Genomic DNA, 12,420 nt, shown 5'->3' with positions numbered 1-12,420 from the left:
GCTTGTTGAGATTCATCGAGAGTTGATGACGGCGGCAACGAGATAGATCATAGCGGCGAAGCTCTGGTCGGTTTTGTCTGCGCGCATGGCGATGCGCTTGAATTCCTTGAGCTTGCAGAAGAAGTTTTCGATGAGGTGGCGCCACTTGTAGAGTTCCTTGTCGAGCGGCAGCGGCTTTGTGCGCCTTGGGTGCTGGGAGACGACGATCTTGGCGCCGCGCTCATTGAGATCGGTGATTATGTGATTGCTGTCGAAGGCCTTGTCGGCGATCAGCCCGCCAAAGTTGATGCCCTCGATCAGCGGCGCCACGCCGACCGTATCGAAGCGATGGCCGGGCATGAGTTCGAAGCGGACCAGATTGCCAAGCGCGTCTGTAAGGGCGAGGATCTTGGTCGTCATGCCCCCCTTGGATCGACCTATGGCCTGCCGCGTAGTCCCCCTTTTGCACCCTGGCCGTGACGATGGACCTTCACAATGGTGGCATCGACCATCGCATATTCCATATCCGGTTCGTCCGAGCAGACCTCGAAGAGCCTGATGAAAACATCAGCTTTCAACCAATCCCGATAGCGTTTGAAGGCCGTGTTCCAGTTTCCGAAAAAGGCCGGAAGATCGCGCCAGGGGCTACCCGTTCGCGCGATCCACAGCACCGCTTCGATGAAGCGGCGGTTGTCGCTCCCACTGCGCCCAGGGTCCGTCGGCTTGCCCAAACAATGAGGTTCCATCTTTGCCCATTGGGCGTCCGTCAAAACAAAGCGATCCATCCAAAGTGTGAATCACAATCCGCTCAATATGGGAATCCTGAATCTCAACAAGCCTTAGAACAGGCTGCCCTGATTGCCGGGTTCCTTGACCTTGGCTGCTGGTCTGGCCACAGGCTTTGGCTTGGCCTCGCCGCTTGCCGCAATCGCGCTGCCGCTGGTGGCGATCGCATTGGTCGTGCCGTCGGCGAATTCGATCGACAGCGCCGCACCCGCGGCCACTTCGGCGGCGCGCTTGAGCACCGTGCCGTCTGCATCGCGAACAAGCGCGAAGCCGCGTGCCAGCACCGCCTTGTGCGACAGCGTCGCCATCAGCCGGTCCGCCTGTGACAGGCTCGTCCGCGCGCGTTCGAGTCTACGCCCGACCGCAAGCACGGCGCGGCGTTCCAGCGCCGTGAGCTGCTGGCCAAATGCCTCCTGGCGGCGGACCAGTGGTTCCGGCGACAGCCGGCCTTTGGTGCGGTCGAACCGGATGCGCTTTTCGCGCACCATCGCTCGCAACGCTGCATCGGCGCGCAGCATGTCACGGTCGAGATGGCGGCGGGTTTCGCTGATGCGGCGCGCCAACGTCGCCGGCGACAGGCGCACCGCCGACAGCCGGGCGCGCTTGCGCTCGGTGGTGACGGTCAGCGCCCGGCCGAGCCGGCTTGTCGCCTCGTCGAAGCGGCGGCGGGGTAGCGCCAGCAACTGGTCCGGAGTGGGCAAGGCGCGTGCGGCTGCGCGAACAGCCTGGCTGCGCCGGTCGATCATGCGCGATACCGCGCCGCGCAGCCGCGCGCCGAGATTGGCGAGCACGGCCTCGAGTTCGGCTTTGACTGGCACGGCAAGCTCGGCGGCACCCGTCGGCGTCGGCGCCCGCCTGTCGGCGGCGAGGTCGATCAGCGTCCAGTCGGTTTCGTGGCCGACGGCCGAGATGACCGGGATGTGCGAAGCGGCAACGGCGCGGACAAGCCCTTCGTCGTTGAAGCCCCAGAGGTCTTCGAGGCTGCCGCCGCCGCGCGCCACGATCAAAAGGTCGGGGCGCCTGATCGCACCGAGCTCGGACAGTTCGTTGAAGCCGTTGACCGCGGCGGCCACTTCCGCACCCGACGTCTCGCCCTGAACCCGCACCGGCCAGACCAGAACATGCAGCGGGAAGCGGTCCTTGATGCGGTGGATGATGTCGCGGATGACCGCACCGGTCGGCGAGGTGACGACGCCGATCACCAGCGGCATGAACGGCAACAGCTGCTTGCGACGGTCGTCGAACAGGCCCTCGGCGGCCAGCCTGCGCTTGCGCTCTTCCAGCAGCGCCATCAGCGCCCCGGCGCCGGCGGGCTCGAGATTGTCGATGACGATCTGGTATTTCGACGAGCCGGGATAGGTGGTCAGCCTGCCGGTGGCGATCACCTCCATCCCTTCCTCGGGACGGAATTTCAGCCGGCTCATCGTGCCTTTCCACACCACCGCCTCGATGCGTGAACGATCGTCCTTCAGCGAGAAATAGGCATGGCCCGACGAATGTGGGCCGCGATAACCCGAGATTTCGCCGCGCACGCGCACATTGCCGAAGGCGTCCTCGACGGTGCGCTTCAGCGCGCCGGAAATCTCGCTGACGGTGTATTCGGCAGCATTGGTCCGTGATTCGGTAGCAAGTTCGTTCATCGGGCGATTGAGGGCCGCGTGGCCCTCCTCGTCAAGCTTGCCGGGCAATCGCAGCCTACCATCCCGGCATGATGTGGCTCGGCTTGAGCCGCCGGCCACGCGCGGCGGCAAGGGCAGCGAAATCGAACGTGCCGCTCTCCTCGGTCAGCGGCACAGAGATGTTGTCGAGGCTCTCCGAGATATGCCGCGCAAGCGCATCAACGATCTCGGGCCGACTGGAATGGCCGCGCAGGATTCCGATCTTGCAGTCGGGCAGGGCGCCGAAGCCGTCGGCTTCGCCAAGCACGCGCATGCCCGGCCGCAGCGCGCATTCGGGCAGCACTGATACGGCGAGGCCAGCCAGAACGGCGGCGGTGATGACATTGGCCGACCAACTGGTGAACAGCACGCGGTATTCGCGGCCGCTGGCCTGGAGCAGGTCCGTCGCCATCTGCCGCCACTGGCAGGTCGGGCGGCCGAAAGCCATCGGCAGGATCGTCTCCTCATGCACCATATGGCTGGCCGACGAGACCCACAGCAGCGGTTCGTTGCGCACGATCTCGCTCGGCCGGGTGTCCACGCACTCGGTCACAAGTGCGATGTCGAGATTGCCGCGGCGAATCTGGTCGGCGAGATTGACGGTGGGCTCGCACAGCACCGACAGCTCGACGCGCGGGTTGGAGCGCGAGAAGCGCGCCATGATCTCGGGCAGGAAACGGTCGGCATAATCGTCCGGCACGCCGATGCGGACCGTGCCCTCCAGCGCCTTGTCGTCGAAGGCAGCCAGCGTCTCGCGGTTGAGGTGCAGCAGCCGCCTGGCATAGGTGAGCAGGCGCTCGCCTTCCTCGGTCAGCTTGTTCATGCGCCCTTCCTTTTCGAAGAGCGCTTTGCCGATGCGGTCCTCGAGACGGCGCATCTGCATCGACACAGCTGACTGCGTGCGATGCACTTCGTCGGCGGCGCGCGTGAAGCTACCGGTGTCGACGATGGAGATGAAGGTGTGGAGCTGGTCAAGATCGAGAGGAGCGGCCATCGACGTTTCCATCATGAACATTGATGGTAAAGATTAGAAACATTCGTTGGATTAATCAATACGGCGATGGCAATCTCGCATTGTCCACATGAGGCATGTGAATCGGAACCGGGGCGGCGGCTGAAGGAGCGTCGACCGGAACGGGACCCGTTTGTCCCTGATCTGAGAGGAGATCGTCATGACCACGCTCGACCATTCCACTGAGACGACGCTTTCCGCGACGCAGCCGGTGAATGCGATGCGTATCGTCAACTACACCGCCGATCTCTTCCGTGCCTGGAAAAATCGCCGCGCCTTCTATCGCCTCGGCGAGTTGAGCGACACCGAGCTTGCCGATGTCGGCCTGACCCGCGGCGACCTGTGTGTGGCCGTCGACCTGCCATTCGCCTCCGACCCGACCGTGCGTCTTCGCTCGATCAGGCAGGCGCGCAGCGAAAACATCGAAGTGATGGCGCGTCGCGTCGCCTGAGCGAATGCTGCTTTTGCAGGCTCCCCACTCCCAGCCGGTCCCCGCCGGCCTCGCCTGCACGCTGCCCGGTCCTCCCAAGGACCGGGCTTTTTCGTATTTTGGGACGCTCCTCCGGCATCCAGATCAGATCTGTGCCGCCCTTCTAAGCTCTCGCGGCAAGCAGGAGGGCGCCGACGACGGCGACGTTGATGATGAAGGCCGAGCGCAAGCCTTGTCTTTCCATGCCCGACTAGCGCCAGAAATTGAGCGCCATCAGTGACGCGGCGATGGTGAACAGGATCAGCGCCACGGCCGTGTAGGGGCGCATGACGCCCATCGCCAGGCACAGGCCGGCAACGATCTCGACGACCGAACCCAGGGCAAGCAGACCTTGCGCCGCAGGCAGGCCCTTGTCTGCGAGCATGCCGGAGACCATGCGGAAATTCCAGAAATGCTCAGTGCCGGCCCAGACGAAGACGCCGCCCAACAGAATGAAGCCGAGGCTTGCGACCATTATCGCCACCTCAGTTCGCCGACCACACCGCCAGTTCGTAGTCGTCGGGATCGGCAAAGTGGAAGCGCCGCCCGCCGGGGAATTCGAACACAGGCTTGACGATCCTGGCGCCGGCGGCCTCCAGTCGGCTTTGGGTTGCGGCGAGGTCGTCGGCATAGAGGATGACCAGCGGCCCGCCCGACCTGACCGGACCGCCTGTCGTCAGTCCCCCGGTCAGGCGGCCGTCGGTAAACTCGCAATAGGTCGGACCGTAGTCGGTGAAGCTCCAGCCGAAGGCCTTGCCGTAGAACTCACGCGACCGCGCAAGGTCGCTGACGTTGAACTCGATGTTGTCGATCCGGCGATCGTTTCCGCTCGTGCCCATGGCAATTCTCCTGCGTTTCGTGGGATAGCCGCCGATAGCTGACGGGGCGGCGGGAATCTTGAACGAAACGGCCAGTTGGCCCCAGTCAACCAGTGATCTGGCGCACGAAGCTCCCGGCGGTCATGCCGCACAGCGCCTGGATTTCGCGGCCGAGATGCGCCTGGTCGGCATAGCCGGCCTCATAGGCAAGGCCTGCCATGGCCTGCTTGCCTTGCGCGCGCACCAGGGACAGGAAATTCTGGAAACGCAGGATGCGGTCGAGCGTCTTCGGTCCATAGCCGAAATAGTCGTGGCTGCGCCGTCTCAGCGTGCGCTCGCTGATGTCAAGCCGGTCCACCAGCGACGAAATCCTGCCGCCGATTTCATCCGACCCCGATGCCATTGCCGCAAAGATCGCGCCTGCGTCCGGTGCCGGGCGCTCCAGATCCGGCAACTGCTTGAGCAGCTGTTGCTGCAGCACGGCAGCCTGCCGTTCGATGGTTGGCGCCTCGCCGATCCGCAGACACAGCTCTCGGGTTACACCAGGATTCCAGACGTCGGCGAGATCGACCGCCTGGCCGACCATTGCACTCAACGGCGTGCGCAGCCAGCGCAGGGCCGCCCCCGGCCGGAAGCGGATGCCGACAACGGTCGTTCCGCCACGCAGCACTGGCCTCGCGGCAACGATGTCGGGCCCGACCACCATCAGCCGCCCGTCTTTCCACAACAGGTCGACGCAGCCATCCGGCACGACCGCGACCGGGCCGACATAATCGTCAGGGATGGCGTTGGTCCATACGCATTGGAAATGCGCGTCGAGGTCCGGCATCGGAGCCTGCTCGTCATAATGCCCGAGGCAATTGGCAAGCGCCGGCGCCGCCGACCTGTTCGCGCCGCCACCTGCTGCCGTTTCAGGCGAGGTCCGCATGCACATCGAGCCCTTGTCGTGTCAGCGATACCTGTCCATGCCGCGCGAGAACTGGTCGAAGATCGACTCGACGCCCTTCTGGTAGTCGTCGCGCTGCTGGCTGCCGGTTTCGAACATCTTGCCGAACAGGTCGTCATAGGGATTGCGCGGCCGGCCGCTCGGATTGGCCTGCGGCTGCGGCTGTCGCGCCTGTGGTTGCGGGTCCGGCTGGGCGCGGCCTCCGCCCAGCATCTCCTCGAAGATCTTGCCGAGCGGGTTGTCGCCATAGGGGCTCTGCTGCGGCGCCTGTTGGCGCGCCGATGGTTGGGGCTGGGCCTGGCCGCCGCCGAACATGTCTTGCAGCACCTTGCCGAACGGGTTGTCGAAGGGATCGGGCGCCTGGGTCTGCTGCGGCGCCTGGCGAGGCTGCTGCCCGCCGCCCATCATGCCGCCACCCTGCCTCATCATCTGCTCGATGATCTCGCCGAGCGGGTTGTTGCTGCCGCCCATGCCGCTCGCCGCCTGCATCTGCCCGGTCGACTGCTTGAACAGTCCGCCCATGATCATCGAGGCGATGACAGGCAGCATCTGCTTGAGCACTTCCTGGCCGATTCCCGTCGCCTGCGCCGCCTGGCCGGCGACCGCACGCGACAGCTCCTTGGAGCCGAACAGGTGACCGAGGATGCCGTTGCCTTCATCGACGCCCTGGGGCGAGAAGGCGCGGGATGCGTCCTCGAAATATTTGGCATGCTGGCCGCTCGCTATCGCCTGCAGGAAGGAACCCAAGCCATAGGGGTCGGAGGCATTGCGCTTCAGTCCCTGGCTGAATGCCGGCATCAGCGCTTCGATCGCCGATTGTGTCTGCTGCTGGCTCAGCCCGAACTGGCGCGACAGCGCCTCCATGCCGTTGCCGTTCTGGGCATTGGCCAGCATCTCGAACAGTGGCAGCATTTTTTCCTCCTCAGGAGCTTGAGCCGAGGAGAAACGTAGAGCGTTTCCAGCGTCTATTGAAGGGGTTATCGGACCCCCTAGTAGGCGTATTCCAGGAATGCAGGCTCGATCGAACCGCCCCAGCGCGTGTTGTAGGCGTTGAGCATTTCCTCCGCACTCGTCGTGCCACGCGCGATCACCTCGTCGAGCGTGTTGATGAAGCCGGATTCGTCGACACCTTCGCGGTTCTTGCGGCCACGATTGACCAGCCCCTGGCGCGACAGCGCCAGCACTTCACGGCCGATCTCGCGCAAGGTGGCGTTGCGGAACGGTGCCGCAATGCCTTGCTCGGGCACGGCGTCGCGCATCGCCAGAACTTCGGCGTAGGTCCAGTTGCGGGTGAGTTCTTCGGCGGCATCGAGCGTTGCCGGATCGTAAAGCAGCCCGACCCAGAAAGCGGGAAGGGCGCAGATGCGGCGCCACGGGCCGCCATCGGCGCCGCGCATTTCGAGGAAGCGCTTGAGGCGCACGTCAGGGAACAAGGTCGACAAATGGTTGGCCCAGTCGCCCATCGTCGGCATCCCCTGGGGAATCTCGTTGCGCGCAGCACCTTTCATGAACTGGCGGAAGGTGATGTGGGTCATGTCGCGGTACTGCTCGTCACGAATGACGAAATACATCGGCACGTCGAGCGCCCATTCGACATAGTCGGCAAAGCCGAACTCGGGCGAGAAGCAGAATTCGAGCAGGCCGGAGCGCTGATTGTCGGTGTCGCGCCAGATGTCGCCGCGCCAGCTCTGCATGCCGTTGGGACGGCCGTCGGTGAAGGGCGAGTTGGCGAACAGCGCCGTCGACAGCGGCTGCAGCTTGAGCGACACCTGCATCTTGCGACGCATGTCGGCTTCGCTCTCGAAGTCGAGATTCACCTGGATGGTGCAGGTGCGGTACATCATGTCGAGGCCCTTGGTGCCGACCTTCGGCATGTAGGCGGTCATGATGTCGTAGCGCGATTTCGGCATGCGCGGCGTTTCGGCCAGCGTCCATTTCGGGCTGCCGCCGAGGCCGAGGAAGCGGATGCCGAGCGGCTCGGCGATTTCGCGCAATTGCGCCAGATGGGCGTTGCCCTCGCGACAGGTCTGGTGGATCGTCTCCAGCGGCGCGCCGGAAAGCTCGAACTGTCCGCCCGGCTCGAGCGAGATCGCGCCCTGGCCGGTCGGCTCGACGAGGCCGATGATGCGGCCGGCGTCGATGATCGGATCCCAGCCGAGCGTCTTCTGCATGCCTTCGAGCAGCGCGCGGATGCCGCGGTCGCCGCCATAGGGAACAGGTGCGTTGCCGTCGATATAGAACGGGAATTTTTCGTGCTCGGTGCCGATCCGCCATTTGTCGCGCGGCTTGTTGCCGGCTGCGAGATAGTCGACGAGTTCGTCCATCCCCTCGATAGGCCGGAAATCGGTGGTGTCGCGCGCCATGTATGCTTCTCCTGAAGGCGGAAGGACCGCGGGCGCTTGATGGACGATCCAGCGCTCGCCGATCAAGCGAAAAATCCTGAGCCTTCGTCAACAGGAATTGATCGTTTCGGGTGGCGATAGTGAAATGTTGATGCTTGGATTTGTTCCGTTGCGGACTGCACGTCCCAAATCAGCGGTTTTCGCGACCGGTTTGGGCTAGCGCTGATTTCACCAGCGTCGCCGCTGCCTCCCCGGCTGTTTCCATATAGGAGGCGTCGCGGTTGAGCAGGACGACGGCAAAACAGCCGTCCAGCAACAGAATGATCTGGCGCGCCAAAAGCTCCGGCGAGCGGACGCCCTCGGCGGCGAAGGCGCTGGCCAGCCAGGCCTCGACGCGCTTCTTGTGCGCGATCCCGGTCTGGATCGCCGGGTGTCCGGGCATGTCGGCCAGTTCTGCCGCCGTGCGCAGATAGCCGCAGCCCTTCCATCTGGGATGCCGCGCGGCCTTGGCGAGGTTTTGGAAGATCGCCCGAATTTTCTGATCGATCCCGCCCTCGGCCTCGCCGAACCAGCGCTGGAACAGCGCCAGATTGGGCTGGTCGCGGCCGTCGAGATAGGCAGCGATCAACTCGTCCTTGCTCTGGAAGTGATAATAGAGCGTGCGCTTGGTGAGGCCCGCCTTCTCGGCCACGGCATCGACGCTGACGGCACGGATGCCCTCGCCATAAAACAGCTTCGATGCGGCATCGACGATGCGCTCGCGCGTTGGCTTCCCTGAGGTTTTCATCATGGAAGTATACCGACTAGTGAGTGTAATTGGAAAGACGAATTCGCTAGCGCTGAAGGGCGGAAAGCGAGGTCCACCATGTCGATTGCGGTTTTGGTGAGTGAGCCCAGAGCGATCGAGGTCGTCTGCGCCGATGGCGTCGTGCTGCGCGGCCACATCTGGCCGCACGCGCGAGGCGACAAGGCGGGGACCGTCATCGTCAATCCAGCGACCGGCGTGCTTGCCAGCTACTATCATCGCTATGCCATGTTTCTCGCCGGTCGCGGCTTCGACGTCGTCACCTATGACTATCGCGGCATCGGTGCTTCGCGCATGACGCGCCTGCGCGGTTGCGGCCATCGCTGGCGTGACTGGGGCGAACGCGATTTCGAAGCGGTGCTGCGTCTGGCCAGGCGCTTCGATCCAGGCGCGCCCTTGATGGTGGTGGGACACAGCATCGGTGGCGCCTTGCCGGGTCTGGCCGAGTCCGCAACCGGCATCACCCGCATGCTCACCGTCGGTGCGCAATATGCCTATTGGCGCGACTACGCTGCGGACCGCCGCCTGCGGCTGTTTCTCAAATGGCACGCGGCCATGCCCGTCATCACGGCCCTCTGCGGTTACTTCCCTGGCAAGCGGCTCGGCTGGCTGGAGGATCTGCCCAAAGGGGTCGCCAACGAGTGGAGCTTTCGTGGTGCGCGCATCGAGCTGAGCCACCCCGAGGCGGAACGAGGCGAAGTCCTCCGTCGCTTTGCTTCGGTTACCGCACCCATCCTGGCCGTTGGCCTTACCGACGACGAGATAGGCACGCCGCAGGCCATCAGACGTGCGCTCGGCTATTACACCGGGGCGAAGCCGACCCAGCTAGTGCTGTCGCCTGGAGATTTCGACCGGCCGGCGATCGGCCATTTCGGCCTGTTCCATAGCCGCCACGCGCCTGATTTCTGGCTCGACACGCTGTTGTGGCTGCGCGACGGCATCAACCCATGGCCGGGCAAGGTTCTCTGACGACTACCAGTCGCCGATCGTTGCCTGGATGACGGCGAGGGCCGCCACCGCCGCAGTATCGGCGCGCAAAATGCGCGATCCCAGCGGAATGGCGGTCACGAAGGGCAGGGCGCGCAGCATGCGGCGTTCGTCGTCGGAGAAACCGCCCTCCGGCCCGACCAGCAGGGCCAGCTTGCGCTCCTTGATGCTCTGCAGTGCCGCCATCGGATTGTTGGTCGAGGCATCCTCGTCGCAGAAGATCAGCCGCCGTTCCTTGTCCCAGCCGGCGAGCAGTTGCTCCAGCTTCACCGCCTCGCGCACCTCGGGAATGGCCAGGATGCCGCATTGTTCGGCCGCTTCCACGGCGTTCGCGCGCAGGCGGTCGATGCCCGGTTTCATCTGTGTGTGCTGGGTGATGACGGGCACCATCGTGCCGGCGCCCATCTCGACGGCCTTCTGCACGAGATAGTCGAGCCGTCCGACCTTGAGCGGCGCAAAGCAATAGACCAGGTCGGGGTGCGGGGGCTGCGGCCGCTGCAATTCGAGAACCTCGAGCCGCACCGCCTTCTTGGTCTTGCCGGCTATCCGTGCCGACCACTCGCCGTCGCGGCCATTGAACAGCAACACCTCAGCACCTTCGCCGAGGCGAAGCACATGGGCAAGATAGTGACTCTGCTGCGGATCGGCATTGAAGGCCGCGCCGGAAGCGAGGTCATCAGCCACGAACAGCCGTTGCATCTTGTAGTTTGCGCGCATGGCCGAGCAATGCGGCAGGCGGCAGCATCGGTCAAGGGACAGCTTCCGCCGAAAACTGTTCGGCGCTTGGGTGCCATTCCGGCGCATAGCCCTGGCGCAGCACGTCGAGCGTCGTCGCCGGCGTGACGATGCACATGTCGGTGTCGGCGATCTCGTCGAAGCCGAGTGCCGCATCGTAGCCGCCAAAGCTCCAGCGCAGCGCCTTGCCGCCGCGCACGGCAAAATCGGAAGCGCCGTCCGAAAACATCGCCCCGTTTGGCAGCAGGTGCAGTCCGTGCCGATCCAGTTCGACCGGCTGACCGCCTGAAGCCAGTCGCTCCCGGTGCAGCCGCCCATCCATCTCGCCGACCTTCGGATCGTCGGTGCCAAAGGCGCTGGAATAGGCTGCGGCAAAGGCCTTGGCGCGCTGGCGCCGGCAATAGAAGCAGGGCCTGTGCCCGGCGGCCAGCGCCGTCACCTCGTCGAGAAAGAACAGCTCGGTCCAGCCGGTCTTGCCGCCGGGACGATTGCGCCCCATCGGCACCCGGCGCACGTTCTTGAAGTCGAGCGCGCAGGTGAGCCACGCCTTGGTCGCCCAGCGCCGGCTGAGCAAGCTCCTTGTTTCGGGGTCGTGGATGATGCCGCGATTGCCGGTGAACATGCCGCGCTCCGGCGTGGCGTGGATCTCGCCGAAAGGGTCGACGCGGTTCTGCAGTGGCATAGCCGATCCTTCTTGGCTGCGTGGCAAGCCGCATGATAGGGCTCGCCGCAACTTTGTCACCGCCGGAAAGGCCGAGATGCGCGTCCTCGTTGTCCAGAATTATGCAGGCACCGGCCTTGGTCAGGTTGGCGATGCCCTTGCCGAAGTCGAGGCCACGATCGACCAGTGCAACGCCCATCTTGGCGATGCTTTGCCCGCGAACGCCGACGGCCATGACGCGATGATCATGCTCGGCGGCGGCCAGAATGCCCGTGACGATGCGCATTCGCCTTATTTTCCCGAACTGCTCGAACTGGCGCGCGACTTCGTCGAACGGGACAAGGCCGTGCTCGGCATCTGCCTCGGCGGCCAACTCCTGGCGCGTGCCTTCGGCGGTCACAACCGGATCGGCGGCTCGACCGAATTCGGCTGGCACGGCATTACCTTGACCGACGAGGCCCAGGACGATCTCGTCTTCAGCGACCTGCCCCTGCGTTTCCCGATCTTCCAGTGGCACGACGACACCTTCACCTTGCCGGAGGATGCGGTGCGGCTCGCCGGCAGTTCGGTCACCGGCAACCAGGCTTTCCGCATCGGTCGCGCCGGTTATGGCATCCAGTTCCATTTCGAGGCCGACCGGTCGCTGGTGCGTGAATGGAACGAGGCTTTTGCCGAGACCATCGCCAGCCGCCACCCCGACTGGCCCGAACGGCACGAGGTCGAAGCCGCCCGCGACGGTCCCGAAGCCGATGCGGTCGGCCTGACGCTGGCCCGCGCCTGGGTCGCCGCCATCTGACGGCGGCAACGCCGGTCCAGTGACATTTTTGGCACGTCGGACAAAAACCGCTGTGCATAGTCATATGCCTGCTGGATTGTGCCCGGAAGCCTTTCTAAAGACAGCCCGGCGCCAGCTGGCGATGGTATCGCGAATGAACCATCTCCGAGTGCAGCGCGACACAAGCCCGATACAGAACCACCCTAGAAGCACGGCCGTGATGCTGCGCGACTGCGGTGAAGCATAAACTTTTCGGAAACTTATTCGTAACTCCGTTCGTGCAGGATGCAGGAAGCTCAACCTGAGATGACTCCCTTGAAAGCAGCGCTTCTGTCCTTCGCCATGCTGTCGGCAATCGTGCTCGGCGGCTTCGGGATTTATGCCGCGGATGCCGCGGCCGACCATCATGCGGTCGACGGCTACGGCGTCACCGCAGCCGCCCGCTAA

General features: G+C 64.4%; 14 protein-coding genes and 1 pseudogene. 4 read left to right on the top strand and 11 right to left on the bottom strand.

All coding sequences use genetic code 11. The annotated features are described in order from the left end of the window. Positions 1 to 12: 12 nt before the first annotated feature. From N7E70_RS25635 to N7E70_RS25625, 3 genes and pseudogenes are all read right to left on the bottom strand, one after another. Positions 13 to 725: pseudogene (locus tag N7E70_RS25635) on the bottom strand (IS5 family transposase). A gap of 93 nt (positions 726 to 818) precedes the next feature. Continuing rightward, a complete protein-coding gene (gene xseA / locus N7E70_RS25630) occupies positions 819 to 2,405 on the bottom strand; it encodes an exodeoxyribonuclease VII large subunit (protein ID WP_067965181.1) in 1,587 nt (528 codons plus the stop codon). Positions 2,406 to 2,460: 55 nt separating this feature from the next. Beyond that, positions 2,461 to 3,417: a LysR substrate-binding domain-containing protein gene (locus tag N7E70_RS25625; RefSeq protein ID WP_067967050.1), complete on the bottom strand. Its 957-nt coding sequence runs from the start codon at positions 3,415 to 3,417 to the stop codon at positions 2,461 to 2,463. Positions 3,418 to 3,595: 178 nt separating this feature from the next. Here N7E70_RS25625 and N7E70_RS25620 point away from each other — a divergent pair, with 178 nt between their 5' ends. Beyond that, on the top strand, positions 3,596 to 3,886 hold the full coding sequence (locus N7E70_RS25620; RefSeq protein ID WP_263008003.1) for a DUF1127 domain-containing protein: 291 nt from the start codon (positions 3,596 to 3,598) through the stop codon (positions 3,884 to 3,886). A gap of 229 nt (positions 3,887 to 4,115) precedes the next feature. Here N7E70_RS25620 and N7E70_RS25615 read toward each other — a convergent pair whose 3' ends face one another. From N7E70_RS25615 to N7E70_RS25590, 6 genes are all read right to left on the bottom strand, one after another. Continuing rightward, positions 4,116 to 4,379 carry a DoxX family protein gene (locus tag N7E70_RS25615; RefSeq protein ID WP_263008002.1) on the bottom strand — a complete coding sequence of 88 codons (264 nt, stop codon included), beginning with the start codon at positions 4,377 to 4,379 and terminating at the stop codon, positions 4,116 to 4,118. A gap of 10 nt (positions 4,380 to 4,389) precedes the next feature. Continuing rightward, positions 4,390 to 4,743 (bottom strand): VOC family protein, encoded by a 354-nt coding sequence (locus tag N7E70_RS25610; protein WP_263008001.1) that lies wholly within the window; start codon positions 4,741 to 4,743, stop codon positions 4,390 to 4,392. 85 nt (positions 4,744 to 4,828) lie between these two features. Beyond that, positions 4,829 to 5,650 (bottom strand): helix-turn-helix domain-containing protein, encoded by an 822-nt coding sequence (locus N7E70_RS25605; RefSeq protein WP_263008000.1) that lies wholly within the window; start codon positions 5,648 to 5,650, stop codon positions 4,829 to 4,831. A gap of 21 nt (positions 5,651 to 5,671) precedes the next feature. Continuing rightward, a complete protein-coding gene (locus N7E70_RS25600) occupies positions 5,672 to 6,580 on the bottom strand; it encodes a DUF937 domain-containing protein (RefSeq protein ID WP_263007999.1) in 909 nt (302 codons plus the stop codon). Positions 6,581 to 6,657: 77 nt separating this feature from the next. Continuing rightward, positions 6,658 to 8,031, bottom strand: coding sequence for a glutamate--cysteine ligase (locus tag N7E70_RS25595; protein WP_263007998.1), 1,374 nt, complete (start codon positions 8,029 to 8,031; stop codon positions 6,658 to 6,660). 169 nt (positions 8,032 to 8,200) lie between these two features. Next, on the bottom strand, positions 8,201 to 8,797 hold the full coding sequence (locus tag N7E70_RS25590) for a TetR/AcrR family transcriptional regulator (protein WP_263008067.1): 597 nt from the start codon (positions 8,795 to 8,797) through the stop codon (positions 8,201 to 8,203). Positions 8,798 to 8,875: 78 nt separating this feature from the next. Here N7E70_RS25590 and N7E70_RS25585 point away from each other — a divergent pair, with 78 nt between their 5' ends. After that, complete coding sequence (locus N7E70_RS25585) at positions 8,876 to 9,784, top strand: alpha/beta hydrolase family protein (RefSeq protein ID WP_263007997.1); 909 nt, start codon at positions 8,876 to 8,878, stop codon at positions 9,782 to 9,784. Between the two features lie 3 nt (positions 9,785 to 9,787). Here the strand turns inward: N7E70_RS25585 and N7E70_RS25580 are convergent, their stop codons facing one another. Both N7E70_RS25580 and N7E70_RS25575 read right to left on the bottom strand, forming a co-directional pair. Then, complete coding sequence (locus N7E70_RS25580) at positions 9,788 to 10,519, bottom strand: 16S rRNA (uracil(1498)-N(3))-methyltransferase (RefSeq protein ID WP_263007996.1); 732 nt, start codon at positions 10,517 to 10,519, stop codon at positions 9,788 to 9,790. 31 nt (positions 10,520 to 10,550) lie between these two features. Continuing rightward, on the bottom strand, positions 10,551 to 11,219 hold the full coding sequence (locus N7E70_RS25575) for a hypothetical protein (protein WP_263007995.1): 669 nt from the start codon (positions 11,217 to 11,219) through the stop codon (positions 10,551 to 10,553). 76 nt (positions 11,220 to 11,295) lie between these two features. Here N7E70_RS25575 and N7E70_RS25570 point away from each other — a divergent pair, with 76 nt between their 5' ends. Then, positions 11,296 to 11,994 carry a type 1 glutamine amidotransferase gene (locus N7E70_RS25570; protein WP_067965163.1) on the top strand — a complete coding sequence of 233 codons (699 nt, stop codon included), beginning with the start codon at positions 11,296 to 11,298 and terminating at the stop codon, positions 11,992 to 11,994. Between the two features lie 285 nt (positions 11,995 to 12,279). Next, complete coding sequence (locus tag N7E70_RS25565; protein WP_165915765.1) at positions 12,280 to 12,420, top strand: hypothetical protein; 141 nt, start codon at positions 12,280 to 12,282, stop codon at positions 12,418 to 12,420.

The organism is Aminobacter sp. NyZ550, from assembly GCF_025628925.2.
Taxonomy (GTDB): domain Bacteria; phylum Pseudomonadota; class Alphaproteobacteria; order Rhizobiales; family Rhizobiaceae; genus Aminobacter; species Aminobacter ciceronei.
Note: the sequence above shows the minus strand (reverse complement) of the source record. Positions and strands in the feature narration are given on the sequence as shown.

Excerpts from the sequence above, each read along its gene's own strand:
- xseA (WP_067965181.1), bottom strand. The coding sequence starts at position 2,405 with ATGAACGAACTTGCTACCGAATCACGGACCAATGCTGCCGAATACACC.
- N7E70_RS25625 (WP_067967050.1), bottom strand. The coding sequence starts at position 3,417 with ATGGCCGCTCCTCTCGATCTTGACCAGCTCCACACCTTCATCTCCATC.
- N7E70_RS25620 (WP_263008003.1), top strand. The coding sequence starts at position 3,596 with ATGACCACGCTCGACCATTCCACTGAGACGACGCTTTCCGCGACGCAG.
- N7E70_RS25615 (WP_263008002.1), bottom strand. The coding sequence starts at position 4,379 with ATGGTCGCAAGCCTCGGCTTCATTCTGTTGGGCGGCGTCTTCGTCTGG.
- N7E70_RS25610 (WP_263008001.1), bottom strand. The coding sequence starts at position 4,743 with ATGGGCACGAGCGGAAACGATCGCCGGATCGACAACATCGAGTTCAAC.
- N7E70_RS25605 (WP_263008000.1), bottom strand. The coding sequence starts at position 5,650 with ATGCGGACCTCGCCTGAAACGGCAGCAGGTGGCGGCGCGAACAGGTCG.
- N7E70_RS25600 (WP_263007999.1), bottom strand. The coding sequence starts at position 6,580 with ATGCTGCCACTGTTCGAGATGCTGGCCAATGCCCAGAACGGCAACGGC.
- N7E70_RS25595 (WP_263007998.1), bottom strand. The coding sequence starts at position 8,031 with ATGGCGCGCGACACCACCGATTTCCGGCCTATCGAGGGGATGGACGAA.
- N7E70_RS25590 (WP_263008067.1), bottom strand. The coding sequence starts at position 8,797 with ATGAAAACCTCAGGGAAGCCAACGCGCGAGCGCATCGTCGATGCCGCA.
- N7E70_RS25585 (WP_263007997.1), top strand. The coding sequence starts at position 8,876 with ATGTCGATTGCGGTTTTGGTGAGTGAGCCCAGAGCGATCGAGGTCGTC.
- N7E70_RS25580 (WP_263007996.1), bottom strand. The coding sequence starts at position 10,519 with ATGCGCGCAAACTACAAGATGCAACGGCTGTTCGTGGCTGATGACCTC.
- N7E70_RS25575 (WP_263007995.1), bottom strand. The coding sequence starts at position 11,219 with ATGCCACTGCAGAACCGCGTCGACCCTTTCGGCGAGATCCACGCCACG.
- N7E70_RS25570 (WP_067965163.1), top strand. The coding sequence starts at position 11,296 with ATGCGCGTCCTCGTTGTCCAGAATTATGCAGGCACCGGCCTTGGTCAG.
- N7E70_RS25565 (WP_165915765.1), top strand. The coding sequence starts at position 12,280 with ATGACTCCCTTGAAAGCAGCGCTTCTGTCCTTCGCCATGCTGTCGGCA.